Source organism: Hyphobacterium sp. SN044 (assembly GCF_021864465.1).
Taxonomy (GTDB): Bacteria; Pseudomonadota; Alphaproteobacteria; order Caulobacterales; family Maricaulaceae; genus Hyphobacterium.
Map to the genome: position 1 here is coordinate 125,931 of NZ_JAKKUV010000003.1, position 19,851 is coordinate 145,781.

Consider the following 19,851-nt stretch of genomic DNA (forward strand, 5'->3'; position numbering starts at 1 on the left):
GTCACGAATCAGCCCGATGCGCTGGACATAGGCGCTCAGGACAGATTTATTCGCGTAACAGGCGAAAGCGACTCAGCGGGGACTCGCGGTTTCATGGCTCAGGAAGCGACCGAATCCGAACCGACGATGGAAGAAATTCTGGCGTCCATTCGCCGGATCATCGACGAAGACGAACAGCCGGCCGAGGAGGCTGCCGCCGAGGAGGCTCCGGCCGCCGAAGCGGAGCCTGAGCCGGAATCCGAGGCTCCTGCCGACGAGGATGTTCTGGAACTGACCGACCGGGTCGAAGAACCGGCTGGCGGGACCGAGCCGCTCGCGGTCGAGGACGATCTGATGATCGTCGACCGGGACGAGGACGAGGTCGTCGAGGCCCCGGAGCCGGAACCCGTCGCTGAAGCGCCGATGCCGGAACCCGAGCCCGAGCCGGAACCCGAGCCGGTCGCTGCCGCGCCGAAACCCGAGCCTGCGCCGGAGCCCATCGTCGACGAAGATGCCCTGCTCGACCAGACGACGGCGACCGCCGCCGCCGGGGCGTTCAGCGCGCTCAACGAGAACCTCAAGATCGCATCCGGTGACGGCACGACGCTGGAGACGATCGTGCGCGAACTGATGCGTCCGATGCTGAAGCAATGGCTCGATGCCAACCTTCCGCGCATCGTCGAGGAAAAGGTAGAAGCCGAGATCGCCCGCGTCTCCCGCAGACGCTAACCGTCGAACCCTGCAACAAAGAGAAATCGGGCGTCGACGGGATCGTCGGCGCCCTTTACGTATGCGCGCCATGCTCGAGAAAACTTTCAATCCGCAAGAAGCCGAACCGCGCCTGTACCAGGCGTGGGAGGACTCCGGTGCCTTCCAGCCGAAGGACGATCCCAACGCCGAGACGTTTTCGATCGTCATTCCCCCGCCCAACGTCACCGGGCGGCTGCATATCGGCCACGCGCTGAACAACACGCTGCAGGACGTGCTGGTCCGCTATCACCGGATGCTGGGCAAGGCGGTGCTGTGGCAGCCGGGCACCGACCATGCGGGCATCGCCACGCAGATGGTGGTCGAGCGCAAGCTGGCCGAGGAGGGCAACCAGTCCCGCCGCGAAATGGGCCGCGAGGCCTTCATCGATCGCGTCTGGGAATGGAAGGAAGAATCGGGCGGGATGATCCTGCAGCAGCTCCGGCGTCTCGGGGCGTCGTGCGACTGGTCGCGCGAACGCTTCACGATGGACGAGGGGCTGTCGGAAGCCGTCCTGAAAGTCTTTGTCGAACTCTACGAGCAGGGGCTGATCTACCGCGGCAAGCGGCTGGTGAACTGGGACCCGCATTTCGAGACCGCGATTTCCGACCTCGAGGTCGAGAATGTCGAGGTCGACGGCCATATGTGGCACTTCAAATACCCGCTCGCCGATGGCCGGACCTACACCTATGTGGAAAAGGACGCGGACGGGAATGTCGTGCTGGAGGAAGAGCGCGACTATATCTCGATCGCCACGACGCGCCCGGAAACCATGCTGGGCGACGGCGCGGTGGCGGTGCATCCGTCCGACGAACGCTATGCCTCCATCGTCGGCGCGCTGTGCGAGATCCCGGTCGGGCCGAAAGAGCATCGCCGCCTGATCCCGATCATCACCGACGAATACCCGGATCCGGAGTTCGGCTCCGGCGCGGTGAAGATCACCGGCGCGCACGACTTCAACGACTATGACGTCGCCCGGCGCAACAACATCCCGCTCTACCGGCTGATGGACATGCGCGGGGCGCTGCGCACCGATGGCGCGCCGTACGCAATCGAATCGGCGAAGGCGACGGCGCTGGCCAAGTCCGGGGAGTTGCCCGACGAGAACACGGTCGACGCGATCAACCTCGTGCCCGAGGACTATCGCGGGCTCGACCGCTTCGAAGCGCGCGAGAAGATCGTCGCGGCGATCACCGCCGAGGGTCTCGCCGTGACGGTGAAGGACGAGGAGGGGAATGACGTCCCGCTCGTCGAGAACAAGAAAATCCAGCAGCCCTTCGGCGACCGCTCGCATGTGGTGATCGAGCCGATGCTGACCGACCAGTGGTTCGCCGACGCCAAGACGCTGGCCAAGGAAGCCATCGCCGCGGTCGAGGACGGGCGCACCACCTTCCATCCGAAGAATTGGGAAAAGACCTATTTCGAGTGGATGCGCAACATCCAGCCCTGGTGCATTTCGCGCCGGCTGTGGTGGGGCCATCAGATCCCGGCCTGGTATGATGCGGACGGCAATGTCTATGTCGCCGAGAGCGAGGACGCCGCGCGCGAAAAGGCGGGTGGCAAGCCGCTGACGCGCGACGAGGACGTGCTCGACACCTGGTTCTCGTCGGCGCTGTGGCCGTTCTCGACGCTCGGCTGGCCGGAAGAGACCGACGAGCTGAAGCGCTTCTACCCGACCAGCGTGCTCGTCACCGCCTTCGACATCATCTTCTTCTGGGTCGCCCGGATGATGATGCAGGGCCTTCATTTCATGAAGGAGGTCCCGTTCCCCGACGTCTACATCCATGCCCTCGTCCGCGACGAGAAGGGGCAGAAGATGTCGAAGTCGAAGGGCAATGTGATCGACCCGATCGAGCTGGTCGATGAGTTCGGCGCCGATGCGGTGCGCTTCACGCTGGCTGCGCTCGCCGCGCAGGGCCGCGACATCCGCATGTCGAAGGAGCGGGTCGAAGGCTACCGGAATTTCGGCACCAAGCTGTGGAATGCCGCGCGCTTCTGCCTGATGAACGACTGCCGCCCGCGTGCGGATTTCGATCCGTCGGCGGTGAAGGAAACCGTCAATCGCTGGATCGTTCAGGAAGCCTATGCGGCGTCCGACGCCGTCGCGAAGGGGCTGGAGACCTACCGCTTCAACGAGGCGGCCGCAGCAGCCTATCGCTTCGTCTGGAACGTGTTCTGCGACTGGCATCTGGAATTCGCCAAGCCGCTGTTCGCCGGCGAGGACGAGGCCGCCAAGGCCGAGACCCAGGCAACGACCGCGCATGTGCTCGAGATCGCGCTGAAAATCCTGCATCCCTTCATGCCCTTCGTCACCGAAGAGCTGTGGCGGGAGACGGCGGGCGAGGGCGGCCGGGACGGCCTCTTGATCGCCGCGGACTGGCCGCGTGCGGTGCGTCTCGCCGACGGCGAGGCGCAGGGCGAGATGAACTGGGTGATCACGATGATCACCGAGATCCGCAAGCTTCGCGCGGAGATGAACATTCCGCCGAAGTCGAAACTGTCCGCCATCCTCACCGGGGCGTCGGAGCAGACGAAGGCGCGGATCGAGCGTCAGCGCCCACTGCTGATGCGGCTCGCCGGCCTCGAAGCCATTTCCGCCGGGGACACGATTCCGGAAGGCTCGGCCCAGACGGTTGTCGAGGAAGCGACCGTGGCCCTGCCGCTGGAAGGCGTCATCGATTTCGGTGCGGAGAAGGCTCGTCTCGACAAGGAAATCGCGCGCGTTGCGGGCGAGATCGAACGGCTCGACCGCAAGCTCGGCAACGAGAAATTCGTCGCCAATGCGCCGCCCGAAGTCGTCGAGGGCGAGAAGGACAAGCGCGCGGCCTATGCTGCCGAGAAGGATGCGCTCGAAGCCGCGCGGTCGCGCCTCCCCTGAAGTGAGGATTGCGGCAGGGCGTCGGCTGCGGTGAACTCCCCTGCACTGGACAGGGGGATTCGCCATGACTGACGCGGCCGACCGGCTCGGTATCGATACCGAAGCGCTGTGGAATGACCGGCTTTCGCCCTTTCTGGAGGAGCGTGAGGACCAGCGGAAGAAAGCGGTCCGGCGCGTGTGGATCTTCGGGCCGATCGCCGTGATCAGCCTGATCGCGATGCTGGCCGGTGTCGCCACATTCGACTCGCCGGCCTGGATGTTCGCCATGTTCGGCGTGACGGTCGCGATGATCTATCTGGCCGCGGCGCCGATGGTGAAGCTGCATGGCGAGATCAAGGAAGGCCTCCTGACCGCGATCGCGACCGCCGCGGAGATGACCTATTCGAAGAAGCCGGTCCAGCCGGCACGCTTTACCGAATTCTGCGAGCTGGGCCTTTTGCCCACGCACAACCAGCGCAGTTTCGAGGATCATTTCGCCGGTGACCGCCATGGCGCGGCGTTCGAGCTTTACGAGGCGAAGCTGGTCCAGCGCCGCGGCTCGGGGAAGAACACGACCTATGTCACCGTCTTCCAGGGCGTGTGCATCCGCATCGAGTTTCCCCGCACGGTCGAAGGCGTGACCGTCGTCACCCGGGATGCCGGCTGGTTCAACGGGCTGGCCGGCCTGGCGCAGGCGCGGATCAACGGCAAGAAGCTGGAACGCGTCGGCCTCGTCGATCCGAAATTCGAGCAGATTTTCGAAGTCTTCTCCACCGACCAGGTGATGAGCCGCTACCTGCTGACGCCGTCCTTCATGGAGCGGCTGCTGTCGCTGGAAACCTCGCTCAAGGGCAAGCGCGTCCGCGCCGCCTTCGACGAGCGCAATGGCGGCGGCGAATTGCTGATCGCGACGGAGACCGGAAACCTGTTCGAGCCGGGCTCGCTGTTCAAGCCGCTCAACGACCGCTCGCGGTTCGAAAGCCTGATCACCGAGATCGACCTCATTACCGAGATCGTCGACCTGATGGTCCGCCCCGCCTCGCTGGGCGAAGGAAGTGCGGTTTCGTAGGGACGTGGGCCCCGGTCTTCGCTTCGCGAAACCGGGAGACGTCGTTTTGGTTATAGCTGACGTTCCCCGGACGGCGCAGCCGGTCCGGGGTCCAGACGAAGCGTTTATGGATCGGCCCCGGTCTTCGCTTCGCGAAACCGGGGAGCGTCAGTTCCTTCGCCAACGTTGACGTTCTCCGGCCGCCAGCCCTTCGGGACGCGGCTTTGCCGCTCCTCAGGACAGGCCGGCCGGGGGATCCATACCCTCTCCCCGCCTTCGAGGGAGTGCCGGAAGCTCGACCCATTGACTTTATATAAAACATAAAAGAATATGCTCCAAACTATAAGTTATGAAACTTGGATATGGAGCGAATAATGCAGTTCATGAATCAGTCCGCTTCCGCCCTCGCGATCCGCGGTGCGGTCATCGTTATTTTTGGCGGGATCGTGCTCAAAACGGCCATGAACGGGGCGAGCGCGGAGACCTGGATCGTTCTTATCGCGCCGGCTTTCTTCGTGGCGGCGATGTGGGCGCTGTCGAATGTATTCGGCCGGATCGATGACGGCGTGCCATTCGGCGCCGCCATGTTGCGGAGCCTGAAATGGGCCAGCGGCGCGCTGTTGCTGGGCGCTTTCGCGGCCATCATCCTTCAGCCGAGCCTCATATACCTGATGGCGAACGGCTTCACCGAGATGCGCGGCGTGAGACTCGACTGGTCGGCGGCCAACCTGATGCTGGCATCGCTGGGTTTCGCGTTGTTGCTGATCGCGCGGCGCGGTGAGGCACTGAAAGCGCGCCTCGAGGAATTCGTCTGATGCCGGTGAAGGTGACGCTCGACGTGCTGCTCGCGATGCGCAAGCGGAAGGCGCGCGAGGTGGCCGAGGAGATCGGCCTGTCGGAAACCCAGCTGAGCCTGCTCCGCACCGGCAAGGTGAGGGGGATGCGCTTCGATACGCTCGCAAAGCTCTGCTACGTACTGGAGTGCACGCCGGCCGACATTCTGGACTATGAACGGGATGCGGCGGATCTGGGCGGAGAGGTGGCCTCGGATTCGTGAGTGCTGGGACCCCGGTCTTCGCTTCGCGAAACCGGGGAACGTCAGTTGCGGTGCTTTCTTTGACGTTCCCCGGACGGCGTAGCCGGTCCCGGGTCCAGCTTTCAGCCACACTGTATTGTCGTTAAAGTTGCCGCATGGCGATCTACAAGGACGAGGTCGGGGGCTGGGTCTACATTCTGGCGTCCAGGCCGAGAGGCACCCTGTACACCGGATCGACAACCGACCTTGTCCGGCGCGTTTGGGAGCATCGAGCCGGTGTGGTCCCAGGGTTCACTTGAAAATACTCAGTGACCAGGCTGGTATGGTTCGAGCCGCATCCTTTCGTGGGTGCGGCCGCCGTCCGTGAACGCCGGATCAAACGCTGGCGACGCGAGTGGAAATTCAATCTGATCGAAAAGTCCAATCCCGAGTGGGACGATTTGTGGTCGTCTATTGCTGATCCATAGCAATGGACCCCGGTCTTCGCTTCGCGAAACCGGAGAGCGTCAGTCTTTCTAGAACCCGAACGTCCCCACCACCGGCACGTGGTCGGAGGCTTTCTCCTTGCCGCGCACGGGCTTGCAGATCTCGACGCCCTTCAAGGCGTCGGCGGCCTGCGGCGAGAGCAGGAGGTGGTCAATCCGGATGCCGTGATCCTTCTGCCAGGCGCCGCGCTGATAGTCCCAGAAGGTGTATTGGTGGCCCTTGCCGTCAGCCTGCAGGAAGGCGTCGGTGAAACCGAGATTGAGGATTTCGCGGAAGGCGGCGCGGCTCTGCGGCAGGATCAGCGCATCGCCTTCCCAGGCGGCCGGGTCGTGCACGTCGCTGTCCCGCGGGATGATGTTGTAATCGCCGGCGAGGATCAGCCGCTCCTCATAGCCGAGCAGTTCCGCGGCGTGGTGCTTCAGGCGTCGCATCCAGGCGAGCTTGTAGTCGTATTTCGGACCCGGAGCGGGATTGCCGTTCGGCAGGTAGATCGAGGCGACGCGCACCGGGCCGCTGTCGTGGGAAATCACGCATTCGATATAGCGGGCGTGATCGTCCGCATCGTCGCCGGGCAGGCCGCGCAAGGTTTCCTCGATCGGGAATTTCGAGAGCAGGGCGACGCCATTATAGGTCTTCTGGCCGTGCGTCTCGACATTGTAGCCGAGGTCCTCGATGGCCTCGCGCGGGAAGTCCTCGTCGACCGTCTTGATCTCCTGCAGGCAGACCACGTCGGGGGAGGCCTCGCGCAGCCAGTCGGTGACATTGGCGAGGCGGGCCTTGACGGAATTCACGTTCCAGGTGGCGATCTGCATGCGAGTCATCCTGCGGCGTCGGGCCCGGCAGGGTTAGCATGGATCGCGGCGAAGGAAAGCGTCAGACCAGATGGCGTGCCGCGGCGCGGCGGCGGATGTCTTCGCGGGTCAGGATGTGCGGGATGACAGGGTGCGGGAAATCGTCGGCAATGATCGCGCCGGTGAAGTAACGCGCGCCGAGCCGGATCGCGGCCGATATGTCCGCTTCGCGACCGATCCCGGTGAGGCAGGTCGATGCGCGGAGCCCCGCCGCTGCCCGAAGCGCGGCGCGTTCGGGGGCCAGGTCTCGTTGCCGGTCGTCATGCAGCCAGTGCGGTTCGCCGCTGTCGAGCACGAACATCGCGATATTGCAGCCATGGAAGCGGTCGAACGGAGGATGCTCGTTCTCGATCGAGACGATCACGCCCGGGCTGAAGGCGTGGCAGATACCGAGCGTCTCGCGGATCGTGCTTTCCGGCGTACCGGACGTGATACCTTCGACCATCAGGCGGAAATAGCGGCGCATGTCCATCGGGATCGCGGTGAGCGCTTCGAACAGCGCGACGCGCGTCGAGCGCAGGGCCAGCGTGTGTATGCCGACCGGCAGGCACAGGGCGACGGTGCGGCCCTTTCCGAACGCCGTGCGAAAGGCATCCATGGCGGAATGCACGGCGAAGCGGTCGAGTTCGAGATGGTCTCTGGGTTCGGTCCGGCCACGGAGCGTCGCGCGTCCATGGAAGACCTGGCGCGTGCGTTTTTCGGTGAGGCGGGGGATGACGAATTGCGTGGCCACGGCCTGCCGCGTGGAATCCCACACCGGCCGGTAGGCAATCGAGCGTTCGCGGCGGAAGTCGATATCGATCACGCGCCGCGGAGCCGGTGTTTCGCCGGCATCGGCACCGGCGGCGGGGGAGGGCGGTTCGGCTGGGGCCGCGCCGGGCGGCATCGGCTCTGACCCGGTCATCATTCCGCGAAGCTGGCTTGTCTCGAAGCGGCTTGCGCGGGAGCGGATATTCAGCGAGCGCAAAATCTCGTCGCCGAGAAAGAACAGGTTCAGCTCGGTGGAGATGGCGTTGACGCGCTCCTCGGCGGCCGCGGCGTCGAGGGCGTTGAAGACGACCAGAAATCCTTCGTGGCACCGCACCAGCACGTCTTCATCCGCGATGCGTTTCTCGATGAAGTGGGCGCTGACCTCGAGAATCTTCGCCTTCAGCCGCTCCCATTGCTCGCCAGCACCCTCGCGAACCCGATCGAGATTGATGATCTGGAACTGACCCAGATCGGCATGGTCGCAGCCATGCAGCTTCTGCTCCAGGCGATACAGAATGTCGGCGGGGTTCATCGCGAGCATGGGCGCTCTCCCGGACCTGATCGAACTCGCCCCAAGGTGTAATTCGCGGGTGGAAACACCCGGTTCCCGCAATGCTTCGGATTTTAACGAATTCGCCCGTCGGACTGCGATCGGTATGATGGTTGCCGGGAGGGGATGCGATGACGGAAAGAACCCGGCCTGTGTGGCGATCCATCGCAGCGATCCTTGGCGCCATACTCGGGGCGATCGCCAGCGCCGTCGTCTGGGTGATGTCGGCGTTCGGCCTGACCCTGCAGGGCGAAAAGCCCGCCGGCTTTTTCGAAGCCATCGTGGTCGCCTATTACGGTGGTTATGCCGGCCCGGCGGTGATGGCGGTCTGCGCGCTGGCGGGTGTCGTGGCGCTGATCGTGAAGCGGCGCTGGCTGGCGTCGGCGGCGCTGTGGGCCGCGTTTCTCTATATCGGAATGATCGGCGGCGCGCTGTGCTACGCGCTCATCGCTCTGGAGATGGCCGGCGGCTGACTACTGCATGCGGCGGGCGGCCGCGCGCTGGCGAATGTCGGATAATTGATGGGGATAGGCCGAGGCCGGCAATTCTGTCTCATCGGCGATCAGATTGCCCGTGAAGAAGCGGTTGCCACCACTCATCGCGCGCTTGAGTACGCGAAGGGACTGGAGCTCGGCAAAATAGGTCGCGGCTTTCAAGAGCGCCGCGCCGCGCTCGAATCTTTCGATCGTTTCCACGACCGAGGGAGAAATCGCCTCATTGAAACGGTGATCGGGCAGATCGCACCCGATTACCGTGACGCCGCAACCGGCAAATCGCTCGAAATGCCGATAGTTCGCAGGCAGCCTTGCCAGTGTGCTCGCGGCGAAGGGATGCAGGGTTCGGCACATGTCCTGGATCGTGCTCGCCGGTGTACCGGAATCGATGCCGTCGATCCGGATAAAGAAATACCGGCGCAGATACTCGGGAAGCGTCGCCAACAGATTGAAGAATTGCAGACGCGTCGCGCGCGTCAGAAGCGTCCGCGTGTGGACCGGCACGCAAACCGAAAGGTGACGGCCATTGCCGACCCCCTCGGCGAGCTGGCGCAAGCCCTCGTCTGTCGTGCGGCGGTCGAGTTCGAAATAGTCCTGGGACTTGTCACCGCCGCGCAGCGCCTCGTAGCCGAAATAGATTCGGCCGGTGAGCGTTTCGGTCAGGCGCGGCGTTGCGAACTGGGTGGTGACGGCCTGGTGACGGCTGTCCCAGACCGGCCGGAAGACGATCGATTCCTTGAGGCGGAAAGCGTAGTCGATCGGCGTGATGCGTCCGGTCTCACGATTGTGCCGGTTGTCATTGGCCGGCCGTGTCGGTGCCGCCACTTCCGGGCTGTCATGGGCCCCGCGCGCTGCCATGATTTCGGCGAGCCTTGCCGTACTCACGCGTTCCGAGCGTGAGCGGATCCGAAGTGACCGCAAGATTTCATCGCCAAGAAAGAAGCAGTTGAGTTCGGTCGAAATCTGCTCGACCCGTCGGCATGCCGCCTCCAGGTCGAGTTCGGCAAAAACGACGAGAAAGCCTTCACTGCATCTGACCAAAACGTCACCGGAGTCGAGACGTTTTTCGATAAAGTGTTCGCTTATTGAGAAAATTTTGTCGCGTATGGCCGACCAGCGTTCACCGGTCTTCAGCCGCACCAGATCAAGATTGATGATCTGGAACTGGCCGAGATCGATGTGACCGCGGCCTTTCAACCGCTCCTTCAGAGCGGAAATCACTTCGTTCATCTGCCGATGCGCTTGAGCGCGTATCTAGCCCCTACGCGTTCGCTTATCGATTCATATCAATTGATACACAAGTGGGTGCGGCAGTATTTTACTGCTTTTGAAACACCGCGAAGTCGTCCACCTCTGCGCGTTCGCTGCGCAGGCGGTTGACCGGCGCGTCCGGGTCCGGGTGGCCGAGCGCCATGCCGCAATAGACCTGCTCGGTTTCAGCAATGCCGAGCGCAGTACCGACCGTCTTCGAATAGCGCGTCCAGGCCTCCTGCATGCAGGTGCCGAGACCGGCTTCCTCGGCGGCGAGCGCGACGGCGAGCATGAACATGCCGAGATGCGCCCACTGGTTCGGGTTCATCGCTTTCTCGATGACGAAGAAGAGACCGACGGGCGCGTCGAAGAAGTCGAAATTCTTCAGGAGATGGTTCAGCCGCCCCATCTTGTCCTCGCGCGGGATGGCGAGGAGGTCGTACATCTGTTCGCCAAGATCGAAGCGGCGGGTGCGGTAAGGCTCCCACAGCTTTTCCGGATAGACGGGGAAGTCGTTCTCGTCGGCGAAGGGGTCCGTGTTCAGCTTCGCCTTCACCGCGTCGATCACGCGCTGGCGCGCATCGCCGGTGACGACATGAACCTTCCAGGGCTGGAGATTGCCGCCCGACGGGGTCCAACGGGCGGTGTCGAGAATCTGCCGGACCTCGTCCTCGCCGACCGGACGGTCGAGGAAGGCGCGGACCGAAATCCGCGTCTTCAGAGCCTCCGTGACATTCATCAGATCGAGAAGCTGGTGCCGCAGCCGCAGGCCGCGGTGGCGTTCGGATTGTCGATCCTGAAGGACGCGCCGATCAACTCGTCGGCGAAATCGATCTTCGAGTTTTCGAGGAAGGGGATGGAGGCGCTGTCGATGGCGACGCGCGCACCGTCCCGTTCGATCACGAGATCGTCGTCCGTCGTCTCGGTCTCGAGATCGAACTTGTAGGAAAAGCCGGAACAGCCTCCGCCGATGACCGAGATGCGCAAAAGGTCCGCACCGGCCTGTTTGGCGAGGATGGCGTTGATCCGCTTCGCGGCGGATTCGGTCAGCTGGATATTCGGGTCGCTCATCACTGGTTCCGCATTGTCTTCTCGCACGATATATGGAGGCACATGACCCAGCCGAAAAGCCCCCGCGCATGAGCATCGGTGCCACCGACCGCAATCGTGCCCCGTATTCGAACCACCCGGCGCAGTCGCGCGGGCGGTTTCATCCGCAAAATGACAGCGCCAGCCGCAACGCCTTCCAGCGCGACCGCGACCGGATCGTGCATGCCACGGCCTTCCGGCGGCTGAAGGAAAAGACGCAGGTCTTCGTGGCCCACGAGGGCGACCATTACCGCACCCGTCTGACCCATTCGCTTGAAGTGGCGCAGATCGCCCGGACGATCGCCCGGGTGCTGAATGTCGACGAGGACCTGACCGAGGCGCTGGCGCTGGCGCACGATCTCGGCCACCCGCCCTTCGGCCATGCCGGGGAGCGGGCGCTGGCCGAGTGCATGACCGAATTCGGCGGCTTCGATCACAACGCTCACACGCTGCGCGTCATCACCAAGATCGAGACCCGCTATGCCGAGTTCGAAGGCCTCAACCTGACCTGGGAGACGCTGGAAGGCGTCGTGAAGCACAACGGTCCGCTGGTCACGCCGGAACATGGCGAAGACGCTCTGCCCTGGGCGATCAGGGAATATCCCGACTGGCAGGGGCTGGAACTCGACAGTTTCGCCGGGGTCGAGGCGCAGATCGCGGCGCTGGCCGACGACATCGCCTATAACAATCACGACATCGATGACGGGCTGCGCGCCGGCCTTCTGAAGATCGAGGAACTGGCCGAACTGCCGCTGGTCGGAGACGTGCTGCGCGACTGCCGGCGTCGTTTTCCACAGGCGAGTGAGAGCCTGATCATCCTCGAAGCGGTGCGCGACCTGATCGGTCTGATGGTCGACGACGTGCTGAAGGAGACGCGGTCGCGCCTCGATGCCGCCGCGCCCGACAGTGCCGAGGCGGTGCGCCGGGCCGAGCGGGAGATGGTCGCCTTCTCGCCCGACATGCTGGATGCGCTGGCGGGGCTGAGACGCCATCTCTTCGCCAATATGTACAGGCATTACAAGGTGAACCGGGCGATGGCCCAGGCCGAGCGCGTGGTCCGCGAACTGTTCCAGCTCTTTCTCGACGATCCCGGCCTGTTGCCGACCCACTACCGGCGTCAGGCTGGGGAGCCGGGCAGCGAGAAGCAGGCACGGCTCGTCAGCGACTACATCGCCGGCATGACGGACCGGTATGCCGTGGAAGAGCACAAGCGCCTGTTCACTGTGCAAGGGTATTTCTGACCGCCGATTGAGCCTTCAATGGGTGGTATCTTTTCAGCGATGTTCCCGATTCGGTTCCGGGAGCGGGGAAAGGACGTATGACGGATCGCGACACAGACCGCCGTGTCGGGGCCTATGCGCCGCCGACCGATAACGACGACACGTTCGACGCGCGCGAGGATTCGCGCCGCGGGCCGCTGCTGCTGACCGCGGCCTTTGCGGTCTTCGTCCTGTTCATCGGTGTGGTTTGGAGCGCCTATCGCCAGGGCATCCGCGAAGGCGGGCGTGATGCGCCGCCGCGCATCGTCGCCGATTCCGAACCCTATCGCGAGCGTCCCGCCGATCCCGGCGGCGAGGAAGCGCCCGACCAGGATCTGACCGTCTATGATCGGCTGACCGGCGAGACGACGGAGGGTGACGGTACCGACGCCCGTGTCCGTCCCGGCCCGGAAGAGCCGAGCGAGCGACCCGGCCTGCAGATCGAAAGCGTCGATCCGGATGCGGCCGGCAGTGACCGTGTTGCGGAAACGCCGGACATTCGCATCGAAACACCGCCTGCAGATAATCCTCCGGCCGACACTCCGCCGGCGGAAACGCGCGGCCCGGCGCAGATCATCCCTGACGAAGCGCCGGACGACCCGGTTGTCGAAACCCCTGCGGATCCCGATCCGGAGCCGGTCCGTACCGCCGCCGTGTCCGTCCCGGGCGGGGAGTGGGTGGTCCAGATCGGCTCCTTCCGCACCCAGCAGGAAGCCGAAGAGGCCTGGCTGAATTTCGCGACCCGCTATTCCCAGCTGGGCAGCGGCTTCGCACCGGACATCCAGGCGACCGAGATCGAGGGGCGGGGCACCTATCACCGCCTGCGCATTTCGGCCTTTGCCAGCCGCGATACCGCCACCGACTACTGCACGCGCCTGCAGTCGGCCGGCCAGGACTGCTACGTCACGCGGCGATGACGAGCGCGGCGATCTACGGCCTTGCCGGCCTCGAGCTTACGGCCGACGAGAAGGCGTTCTTCCGGGATGCCGACCCTTGGGGCTTCATTCTGTTCGCCCGCAATATCGACCGGCCGAAGCAGGTCTCCAAACTGTGCGTCGCCTTGCGCGATGCCGTCGGCTGGAATGCGCCGATCTTCATCGACCAGGAAGGCGGGCGCGTGCAGCGGCTGAAGCCGCCGACCTGGCGTGCCGCGCCGCCCGCAGACGTCTTCGGCAAGCTGTTCCGCAAGGATGAAGCGGCGGGGCTTGAGGCCGTCCGCCTGAACCACCGCCTGATCGCGCACGAATTGATGGCGCTGGGTATAGACGCGGACTGTGCGCCCTGCATCGACCTGCAGATCGAGGGCGCGGACGCGATCATCGGCGACCGGTCTTACTCGACCGAGCCCGAAATCGTGGCCCGGCTGGGCCGCGCCGCGATCGAGGGGCTTCTCGCGGGCGGCGTTGCGCCGGTGATCAAGCACATTCCCGGGCATGGCCGCGCCGATGCCGACAGTCACCTGGCGCTGCCGCGCGTCGACACGCCCCGGGAGGTGCTCGAAACCACCGATTTCGCGCCGTTCCGCGATCTTGCCGACGCGCCGATGGCGATGACCGCGCATGTCGTCTATGCCGATATCGATGCGGACGATCCGGCGACCCATTCCGAAGCGATGATCGCGGACGTGATCCGTGGATCGATCGGATTTGACGGCCTCCTCATGAGCGACGATCTGTCGATGCAGGCGCTGTCCGGCACTTTGCCCGTCCGCGCGGAACGTGCGCTCGGGGCCGGGTGCGATCTCGTTCTCCATTGCAACGGCCAGATGAAGGAAATGGTCGCGATCGCCCATGCCGTTCCCGCGCTGGGCGGCAAGGCGCTGGCGCGGGCCGATGCGGCGGCGGGCTGCCGCAAGACGCCGGAAGAATTCGACGCCGAAGCCGGTCTCGCCCGCCTCGAAACCCTCTTGAAGATGGGGGCAAAGGCGTGAGCGAGGAATTCCAGGAAGACCTGCATTTCGAGGCCGCCGAGGACGCGGAAGGCGATGCCCTGATCGTCGATGTCGACGGGTTCGAGGGGCCGCTTCACCTGCTTCTGCACCTGGCGCGCAAGAAGAAGGTCGATCTGGCGAAGATCTCGATCCTCGAACTGGCCGAGCAGTATCTCGGCTTCGTCGCCGAGGCGCGGAAGAAGCGCTTCGATCTCGCGGCAGAATATCTCGTCATGGCGAGCTGGCTCGCCTATCTGAAATCGCGGCTGCTGCTGCCGAAACCCGCGAAGAATGAAGATGAGCCCGAGCCGGAAGCGATGGCCGCAGCGCTGGCCTTCCGCCTCCGACGCCTCGAAGCGATGCGGCTGGCCTCGCAGGCGCTGTTCAGGCGCGATCTTCTGAAGCGCGACGTGTTTGATCGCGGCGCGCCGGAAGGCGTGCGCACACTGCGCGCCCACAAATACCAGGCGAGCCTGCACGACCTCCTCAAGGCCTACGCCACACGGCGGCAGGCGCGATACCGCGCGAACTACAAGCCGAACCTTCCGAAGGTGTACGGCCTCGACAGCGCCCGCACGCGCATGGAACGCATCGTGCCGGAGCTGAAGGAATGGCGGGATCTGGAGGAGATTCTTCCGGACATGGGCGAGCTGGGCTTCGACCCGCCGCCGCGCCGCTCGGTGCTCGCCAGTTCGACGCTCGCCGTGCTCGAAGTCACCAAGGACGGCATGGCCGAGCTGCGGCAGGACGCGCCATTCACGCCGATCAAGGTGCGCGGCCGGGCGGAGGACAATCCGCAATGACCCAGGATAGTGATCCGATCGGCGAAGCCATCGCGCGGCTTCGCGAACGCGCGCAGCGGCAGGGCGCGACCGAGACCGGTTCGGACGCGAACGGGCCGCGCCTGGCTGTCGACGCGGAACGCCACCGCCTGCGTCAGCTGGAGGCGCTGCTCTTCGCCGCAGCCGAACCGCTCGACATCGAGACGCTGCAGGCGCGCCTGCCGGCGGAAGCCGAGGTGGAAAAGCTGCTCGCGGCGCTGCAGGCCGATTATGCCGAGCGCGGCGTGCGCCTGGTCGAGGTGGGGGGGCGCTGGCGGTTCGAAACTGCGCCGGATCTCGCCAGTCTCCTCGAAGAGGTGAAGGAAGAGCCGCGCCGCCTTTCGGATGCGGGTCTCGAGACGCTCGCCATCATCGCCTATCACCAGCCGGTCACCCGCGCCGAGATCGAGGAGATCCGCGGCGTGGCCGTGTCGAAGGGCACGATCGATCTGCTGTTCGAGATCGGCTGGATCCGGCTGCGCGGCCGCCGCCGCTCCCCGGGCCGCCCGGTCACCTATGGCACGACCGACGCCTTCCTCGACTATTTCGGCCTCAGCGCGATCGGCGATCTGCCGGGCGTGGCCGACCTCAAGGCCGCAGGTCTCCTCGATTCCCGCCTGCCGCCCGGTTTCGAAGTGCCCGATCCGGGCCTCGGCCTGCGCGGCGAAGGCGAGGACGAGGAGCTCGACTTCGACGGCGAGGACAGCCCCGACTTCCATGTCGATTTCATGGAAGACGAGGAGGGGGAGGGCGATTGATCTCCCTGTTTCCCCTCGCCCCCATTTGGGGGAGAGGGGCCAGGGGTGAGGGGGCGCACGCAGTCTTCAACTACGGAGCAGAACCCCTCATCCGCCCTTCGGGCACCTTCTCCCCTTCAAAGGGGAGAAGGGAAGAGCTGATGCGGTCCCATGGTTGAATCGTTTCCCGGATCGGCTTCGCCGTCCGGGAAACGTCACTGGAGCGTTGGAAAATCCATCTATTCACTGCCCCAAGCCGTTGGACGGGGCAGGGCGCATGGTTTAAGCCTTTCCTCAACGGAATTTCACGGAGGTGAGCATGGCTCCCGGCATGTGGCAGATCATTCTCGTCGTGCTCTTGGCGCTCGTTCTGTTCGGCGGCCGGGGCAAGATTTCCTCGCTGATGGGCGATGTCGCGAAAGGCATCACCAGCTTCCGCAAGGGGCTGAAGGACGAGGACAAGGCCGAGGACGAAACCGGTGAAGACCGGCCGCAATCGGTCGAGCAGAACCCGAACCGCACCGCCGAACCGGCGGCGCAAGAGGAAAAGTCGTCCACGCGCGGCTAGGGGTTCGCCATGAATCCCGGAATCGGGATGCCCGAAATTGCAGTGCTGTTGCTGCTGGCCCTGATTGTCGTGGGTCCGGCGGAATTGCCGAAGATGATGCGTACGATCGGCCGCTTCGTGAACCAGGCGCGCTCGATGGCGAAGGATTTCCAACGCAGTTTCGACGAGATGGGCCGCGAGAGCGAGCTGGCCGATCTGCGCAAGGAAATCGAGAATTTGAAGAACGCCAATCCGGCCAACGAGATCACCGAGGAATTGCGCAAGGCGAAGGAAGAGCTGCGCCACGCCGAGGCGGTCGGGGCCAAGGAAAAGGCGATGAAGCCGCCCGCCGACCCGTCTGGCAAGCCGGTTGGCAAGCCCGACGCCAAATTCATCGAAGACGACGGCAACACGATCGCGCCGCCGCGCGAGAAGCCGAGGCCCGCCCAGCCGATCAAGACGGGTGCGCCGGAAGATGAGTAAGACGAAATCGAAGGACGCGCCGCGCCTCGAGAGCGAGGACGCGGACGACGAGGTCGAAGCCTCGCGCGCGCCGCTGATGGATCACCTTGTCGAGTTGCGTACGCGGCTGATCCGCATCGTGGCCGCGGTGATCATCGGTTTCATCGTATGCTTCATCTTCGCGGAGACGATCTACAACGTCCTCTTGATCCCGTTCGAGGACGCCGCCGCGCGCATTCGCGGGGAAGACCTGCAGCTGGAGCTGATCTTCACCGCGCCGCTGGAATTCTTCTTCGCCAAGGTGAAGCTGGCCCTGTTCGGCGGGCTGATCCTCGCCATCCCGGTCTTCGCCTACGAGATCTATTCCTTCGTCGCGCCGGGCCTCTACAAGAACGAGAAGAAGGCGTTCGCGCCCTTCCTGATCGGTGCGCCGGCCCTGTTCGCGGCGGGCGCGGCGCTGGTCTATTTCTTCGTTCTGCCTTTCGTGATGCGCTTCGCGCTGGGGCAGGAGCAGCCCGCGACCGGCGACGGCCCGTCGATTCAGCTTCTGACGCGGGTCTCGGACTATCTCGACCTCGTCACGACGCTGATCCTCGCCTTCGGGATCAGCTTCCAGCTGCCCATCCTTCTGATGCTGCTGGCGATGGCGGGGATCGTCACCTCGAAGCAGCTGGTGAATTTCTGGAAGTTCGCGCTGGTCGGGATTTTTGGCTTCGCCGCCTTCGTGACACCGCCCGATCCGATCAGCCAGATCATCCTCGGTAGCGTCCTGATGGCGCTCTACGGCCTCGCCATCATCGGCGTGAAATTCGTCGAGCCGAAAGAGTGACCTTCTGTCCCGGCCTTGTACCGGGACCTGTCCACCTCTCAGGAAAACCGGAAATGTGGACAGGCCCCGGAATAATTCCGGGGCAGATGGATGGTGAAGAGTTCAAGGCCATGTTGCCCCATTACCGGACCGGGGATATGCACGGGCGCGATACCGCCCGAAAGAGTCCCATCCCATGCACGACATCCGCTTCATCCGCGACAATCCCGAGGCGTTCGACGCCGGTCTGAAGGCCCGCTTCCTGGCGCCGCAATCGGCCGAGATCCTCGCGCTCGATGCGAAACGCCGCGAGGCGATCACGCGCCAGCAGGAGGCCGAACAGGGCCGCAATGCGCTGTCGAAGCAGATCGGACAGGCCAAGGCGAAGGGCGACGAGGCCGAATTCGAGCGGCTGCGCGGTGAAGTCGACCGGCTGAAGGCGGTGCTGGAAGAGGCGGGTGCCGAAGCGGAAAAGCTGGACGAGGCGCTGAACCAGCATCTCGCCGGCCTGCCGAACCTGCCCGAAGACGGCGTTCCGATCGGCGAGGACGAGGACGCGAACGAGGAAGTCCGCGGCTGGGGCGAGCCGCGCGAATTTTCCTTCACGCCGAAGGATCACAGCGATCTCGGTGAAGGGCTGGGGATGCTGGATTTCGACGCGGCGGCGAAGATTTCCGGCGCGCGTTTTTCGGTGCTGAAGGGCGGTCTGGCGCGGCTTGAACGCGCGCTGGCGCAATTCATGCTCGACCTGCACACGAGCGAGCACGGCTATACCGAGGTCAGCCCGCCCTACATGGTGCGCGACGAGGCGATGTTCGGTACCGGCCAGTTGCCGAAATTCGCCGAGGATCTGTTCAGGACGACAGATGATCGCTGGCTGATCCCGACCGCGGAAGTGCCGCTGACCAATCTGGTGCGCGACGCGATCCACGATGAAGGCCTCTTCCCGCTCAGGATGACGGCGCACACGCCCTGCTTCCGTGCCGAGGCGGGATCGGCGGGCCGCGATACGCGCGGCCTGATCCGCCAGCACCAGTTCCACAAAGTGGAGATGGTCTCGATCACGACGCCGGAGCAATCGGCCGACGAACTTGACCGGATGACGGGCTGCGCGGAAGAAGTGCTGCGCCGTCTCGAACTGCCCTACCGGGTGATGCTGCTGTCGTCGGGCGACATGGGCTTCGGCGCGAAGCGGACCTATGACCTCGAAGTCTGGCTACCGAGCCAGAACACCTACCGGGAAATCTCGTCCTGTTCGAATTGCGGGGATTTCCAGGCGCGGCGCATGAATGCCCGCTTCCGCCGCGAAGGCGAGAAGAAGCCGGACTTCCTGCACACGCTGAACGGCTCGGGCGTGGCGGTCGGTCGCGCCATGCTGGCGGTCATGGAAAACCACCAGAACGAAGACGGCTCGATCAATATCCCGAAGGCGCTGCAACCCTATATGGGCGGTCTCGAAGTGTTGAGGCGCGACTAGCGGGAAACGGTATTGGCGCGAAGCCAGGTGTCGATCTCGTCGAACGACAACCCGTGCCGCTGGTATAGAGGTTCCAGCCAGGCAAGGACGTCCGCCGGTTCAGCCGTAACCTGAATACCGTTGATGTCGAGAAAGACGAGTGTCGCAGCAAAGGCCGTGCGCTTGTTTCCATCAACGAAGGGATGGTTCTGGGAGAGGCTTTCCCAGAGCGCTGCGGCTTCGGCTATCAGATCGTCATAGTATCCCGACTGCGGCCTGTAGAGCGCCGATTCGAGCTGTCCAGCGTCCCGAAGTGAGTGGTCACCGCCCCAAGCTTCGATCTGATCGGAATGGATCGTCAAAACCTCGGCAATGGTGAGGTATTTACGGCTCATTCCGCCAGCTTTTTGAAGACCGAAGCATAGCGCGTTCTCGCCCGCTCATATGCGTCCATTACCTCTTTTCGAGGTTGCTGGTCTCGCCGTTCCGCGATCAGCTTCGACACAGCTTCCTCGACCAGCGACTGGATCTGGCGGCCTTCAGCCTTGGCGAGACCACGCAGGTCAGCGAGGAGGGCACTGTCGAGCTGGGTGGCGAATTTTTCGAGTGGCTTGTTCATCGGGGCACCTCTTCAGGCTATCATGATACATCATGATGGATGTGAAAGCGAATGCGGGGATGGACGCCGGGGCG

General features: G+C 64.2%; 22 protein-coding genes and 1 pseudogene. 16 read left to right on the forward strand and 7 right to left on the reverse strand.

Features of this window, described 5'->3' with window-relative positions; genetic code table 11:
- Positions 1-93 precede the first annotated feature (93 nt).
- From L5876_RS05860 to L5876_RS14850, 6 genes and pseudogenes are all read left to right on the forward strand, one after another.
- Positions 94-708 (forward strand): PopZ family protein, encoded by a 615-nt coding sequence (locus tag L5876_RS05860; protein WP_236955187.1) that lies wholly within the window; start codon positions 94-96, stop codon positions 706-708.
- A gap of 70 nt (positions 709-778) precedes the next feature.
- The gene (locus L5876_RS05865) at positions 779-3,604 is read left to right on the forward strand and encodes a valine--tRNA ligase (RefSeq protein WP_236955188.1); all 2,826 of its coding nucleotides are present in this window, start codon (positions 779-781) and stop codon (positions 3,602-3,604) included.
- 64 nt (positions 3,605-3,668) lie between these two features.
- Positions 3,669-4,652, forward strand: a complete 984-nt coding sequence (locus tag L5876_RS05870; RefSeq protein ID WP_236955189.1) for a DUF3137 domain-containing protein — start codon at positions 3,669-3,671, stop codon at positions 4,650-4,652.
- Positions 4,653-5,005: 353 nt separating this feature from the next.
- Positions 5,006-5,446, forward strand: coding sequence for a hypothetical protein (locus L5876_RS05875; protein WP_236955190.1), 441 nt, complete (start codon positions 5,006-5,008; stop codon positions 5,444-5,446).
- Positions 5,446-5,688 carry a helix-turn-helix transcriptional regulator gene (locus L5876_RS05880; protein ID WP_236955191.1) on the forward strand — a complete coding sequence of 81 codons (243 nt, stop codon included), beginning with the start codon at positions 5,446-5,448 and terminating at the stop codon, positions 5,686-5,688. The genes L5876_RS05875 and L5876_RS05880 overlap by 1 nt, the downstream gene beginning before the upstream one ends.
- A gap of 134 nt (positions 5,689-5,822) precedes the next feature.
- Positions 5,823-6,134 (forward strand): annotated as a pseudogene (locus L5876_RS14850) (GIY-YIG nuclease family protein).
- A 48-nt stretch (positions 6,135-6,182) separates the two neighbouring features.
- Here L5876_RS14850 and xth read toward each other — a convergent pair.
- On the reverse strand, positions 6,183-6,965 hold the full coding sequence (gene xth / locus L5876_RS05890; protein ID WP_236955195.1) for an exodeoxyribonuclease III: 783 nt from the start codon (positions 6,963-6,965) through the stop codon (positions 6,183-6,185).
- Positions 6,966-7,026: 61 nt separating this feature from the next.
- The gene (locus L5876_RS05895) at positions 7,027-8,295 is read right to left on the reverse strand and encodes a hypothetical protein (protein WP_236955196.1); all 1,269 of its coding nucleotides are present in this window, start codon (positions 8,293-8,295) and stop codon (positions 7,027-7,029) included.
- A 140-nt stretch (positions 8,296-8,435) separates the two neighbouring features.
- Between L5876_RS05895 and L5876_RS05900 the strand changes: the two genes are divergently transcribed.
- A complete protein-coding gene (locus L5876_RS05900) occupies positions 8,436-8,777 on the forward strand; it encodes a hypothetical protein (RefSeq protein ID WP_236955198.1) in 342 nt (113 codons plus the stop codon).
- Here L5876_RS05900 and L5876_RS05905 read toward each other — a convergent pair whose 3' ends face one another.
- The 3 genes from L5876_RS05905 to L5876_RS05915 form a co-directional block, all read right to left on the reverse strand.
- Positions 8,778-10,028 carry a hypothetical protein gene (locus L5876_RS05905; RefSeq protein ID WP_236955200.1) on the reverse strand — a complete coding sequence of 417 codons (1,251 nt, stop codon included), beginning with the start codon at positions 10,026-10,028 and terminating at the stop codon, positions 8,778-8,780.
- Between the two features lie 88 nt (positions 10,029-10,116).
- Complete coding sequence (locus L5876_RS05910) at positions 10,117-10,788, reverse strand: nitroreductase (protein WP_236955202.1); 672 nt, start codon at positions 10,786-10,788, stop codon at positions 10,117-10,119.
- Positions 10,788-11,120 (reverse strand): iron-sulfur cluster assembly accessory protein, encoded by a 333-nt coding sequence (locus L5876_RS05915; RefSeq protein ID WP_236955204.1) that lies wholly within the window; start codon positions 11,118-11,120, stop codon positions 10,788-10,790. The genes L5876_RS05910 and L5876_RS05915 overlap by 1 nt, the downstream gene beginning before the upstream one ends.
- Before the next feature lie 68 nt (positions 11,121-11,188).
- Between L5876_RS05915 and L5876_RS05920 the strand changes: the two genes are divergently transcribed.
- The 9 genes from L5876_RS05920 to serS all read left to right on the forward strand — a co-directional run bounded on the left by L5876_RS05920 (position 11,189) and on the right by serS (position 19,179).
- Positions 11,189-12,379 (forward strand): deoxyguanosinetriphosphate triphosphohydrolase, encoded by a 1,191-nt coding sequence (locus tag L5876_RS05920; protein WP_236955205.1) that lies wholly within the window; start codon positions 11,189-11,191, stop codon positions 12,377-12,379.
- Between the two features lie 77 nt (positions 12,380-12,456).
- Complete coding sequence (locus L5876_RS05925; protein WP_236955206.1) at positions 12,457-13,314, forward strand: SPOR domain-containing protein; 858 nt, start codon at positions 12,457-12,459, stop codon at positions 13,312-13,314.
- The gene (nagZ, locus tag L5876_RS05930; RefSeq protein ID WP_236955208.1) at positions 13,311-14,327 is read left to right on the forward strand and encodes a beta-N-acetylhexosaminidase; all 1,017 of its coding nucleotides are present in this window, start codon (positions 13,311-13,313) and stop codon (positions 14,325-14,327) included. The genes L5876_RS05925 and nagZ overlap by 4 nt, the downstream gene beginning before the upstream one ends.
- Positions 14,324-15,130 carry a ScpA family protein gene (locus tag L5876_RS05935; protein ID WP_236955209.1) on the forward strand — a complete coding sequence of 269 codons (807 nt, stop codon included), beginning with the start codon at positions 14,324-14,326 and terminating at the stop codon, positions 15,128-15,130. Before nagZ ends, L5876_RS05935 begins: the two co-directional genes overlap by 4 nt.
- Positions 15,127-15,906, forward strand: a complete 780-nt coding sequence (scpB, locus tag L5876_RS05940; protein ID WP_236955211.1) for an SMC-Scp complex subunit ScpB — start codon at positions 15,127-15,129, stop codon at positions 15,904-15,906. Before L5876_RS05935 ends, scpB begins: the two co-directional genes overlap by 4 nt.
- Before the next feature lie 298 nt (positions 15,907-16,204).
- Positions 16,205-16,453, forward strand: coding sequence for a twin-arginine translocase TatA/TatE family subunit (locus tag L5876_RS05945; RefSeq protein ID WP_236955212.1), 249 nt, complete (start codon positions 16,205-16,207; stop codon positions 16,451-16,453).
- A 27-nt stretch (positions 16,454-16,480) separates the two neighbouring features.
- On the forward strand, positions 16,481-16,915 hold the full coding sequence (gene tatB, locus L5876_RS05950; protein WP_236955217.1) for a Sec-independent protein translocase protein TatB: 435 nt from the start codon (positions 16,481-16,483) through the stop codon (positions 16,913-16,915).
- Complete coding sequence (gene tatC, locus L5876_RS05955) at positions 16,908-17,723, forward strand: twin-arginine translocase subunit TatC (protein ID WP_236955221.1); 816 nt, start codon at positions 16,908-16,910, stop codon at positions 17,721-17,723. Before tatB ends, tatC begins: the two co-directional genes overlap by 8 nt.
- A gap of 175 nt (positions 17,724-17,898) precedes the next feature.
- Positions 17,899-19,179, forward strand: a complete 1,281-nt coding sequence (serS, locus tag L5876_RS05960; RefSeq protein WP_236955222.1) for a serine--tRNA ligase — start codon at positions 17,899-17,901, stop codon at positions 19,177-19,179.
- Here serS and L5876_RS05965 read toward each other — a convergent pair.
- On the reverse strand, positions 19,176-19,553 hold the full coding sequence (locus L5876_RS05965; protein ID WP_236955223.1) for a type II toxin-antitoxin system death-on-curing family toxin: 378 nt from the start codon (positions 19,551-19,553) through the stop codon (positions 19,176-19,178). The genes serS and L5876_RS05965 overlap by 4 nt on opposite strands.
- On the reverse strand, positions 19,550-19,777 hold the full coding sequence (locus L5876_RS05970) for a hypothetical protein (RefSeq protein ID WP_236955224.1): 228 nt from the start codon (positions 19,775-19,777) through the stop codon (positions 19,550-19,552). Before L5876_RS05970 ends, L5876_RS05965 begins: the two co-directional genes overlap by 4 nt.
- Positions 19,778-19,851 lie beyond the last annotated feature (74 nt).

What these genes read in the sequence shown, in the direction of transcription:
- L5876_RS05860 (WP_236955187.1), top strand. Translation starts at nt 94, where the DNA reads ATGGCTCAGGAAGCGACCGAATCCGAACCGACGATGGAAGAAATTCTG.
- L5876_RS05865 (WP_236955188.1), top strand. Translation starts at nt 779, where the DNA reads ATGCTCGAGAAAACTTTCAATCCGCAAGAAGCCGAACCGCGCCTGTAC.
- L5876_RS05870 (WP_236955189.1), top strand. Translation starts at nt 3,669, where the DNA reads ATGACTGACGCGGCCGACCGGCTCGGTATCGATACCGAAGCGCTGTGG.
- L5876_RS05875 (WP_236955190.1), top strand. Translation starts at nt 5,006, where the DNA reads ATGCAGTTCATGAATCAGTCCGCTTCCGCCCTCGCGATCCGCGGTGCG.
- L5876_RS05880 (WP_236955191.1), top strand. Translation starts at nt 5,446, where the DNA reads ATGCCGGTGAAGGTGACGCTCGACGTGCTGCTCGCGATGCGCAAGCGG.
- xth (WP_236955195.1), bottom strand. Translation starts at nt 6,965, where the DNA reads ATGCAGATCGCCACCTGGAACGTGAATTCCGTCAAGGCCCGCCTCGCC.
- L5876_RS05895 (WP_236955196.1), bottom strand. Translation starts at nt 8,295, where the DNA reads ATGCTCGCGATGAACCCCGCCGACATTCTGTATCGCCTGGAGCAGAAG.
- L5876_RS05900 (WP_236955198.1), top strand. Translation starts at nt 8,436, where the DNA reads ATGACGGAAAGAACCCGGCCTGTGTGGCGATCCATCGCAGCGATCCTT.
- L5876_RS05905 (WP_236955200.1), bottom strand. Translation starts at nt 10,028, where the DNA reads ATGAACGAAGTGATTTCCGCTCTGAAGGAGCGGTTGAAAGGCCGCGGT.
- L5876_RS05910 (WP_236955202.1), bottom strand. Translation starts at nt 10,788, where the DNA reads ATGAATGTCACGGAGGCTCTGAAGACGCGGATTTCGGTCCGCGCCTTC.
- L5876_RS05915 (WP_236955204.1), bottom strand. Translation starts at nt 11,120, where the DNA reads ATGAGCGACCCGAATATCCAGCTGACCGAATCCGCCGCGAAGCGGATC.
- L5876_RS05920 (WP_236955205.1), top strand. Translation starts at nt 11,189, where the DNA reads ATGAGCATCGGTGCCACCGACCGCAATCGTGCCCCGTATTCGAACCAC.
- L5876_RS05925 (WP_236955206.1), top strand. Translation starts at nt 12,457, where the DNA reads ATGACGGATCGCGACACAGACCGCCGTGTCGGGGCCTATGCGCCGCCG.
- nagZ (WP_236955208.1), top strand. Translation starts at nt 13,311, where the DNA reads ATGACGAGCGCGGCGATCTACGGCCTTGCCGGCCTCGAGCTTACGGCC.
- scpB (WP_236955211.1), top strand. Translation starts at nt 15,127, where the DNA reads ATGACCCAGGATAGTGATCCGATCGGCGAAGCCATCGCGCGGCTTCGC.
- L5876_RS05945 (WP_236955212.1), top strand. Translation starts at nt 16,205, where the DNA reads ATGGCTCCCGGCATGTGGCAGATCATTCTCGTCGTGCTCTTGGCGCTC.
- tatB (WP_236955217.1), top strand. Translation starts at nt 16,481, where the DNA reads ATGCCCGAAATTGCAGTGCTGTTGCTGCTGGCCCTGATTGTCGTGGGT.
- tatC (WP_236955221.1), top strand. Translation starts at nt 16,908, where the DNA reads ATGAGTAAGACGAAATCGAAGGACGCGCCGCGCCTCGAGAGCGAGGAC.
- serS (WP_236955222.1), top strand. Translation starts at nt 17,899, where the DNA reads ATGCACGACATCCGCTTCATCCGCGACAATCCCGAGGCGTTCGACGCC.
- L5876_RS05965 (WP_236955223.1), bottom strand. Translation starts at nt 19,553, where the DNA reads ATGAGCCGTAAATACCTCACCATTGCCGAGGTTTTGACGATCCATTCC.
- L5876_RS05970 (WP_236955224.1), bottom strand. Translation starts at nt 19,777, where the DNA reads ATGAACAAGCCACTCGAAAAATTCGCCACCCAGCTCGACAGTGCCCTC.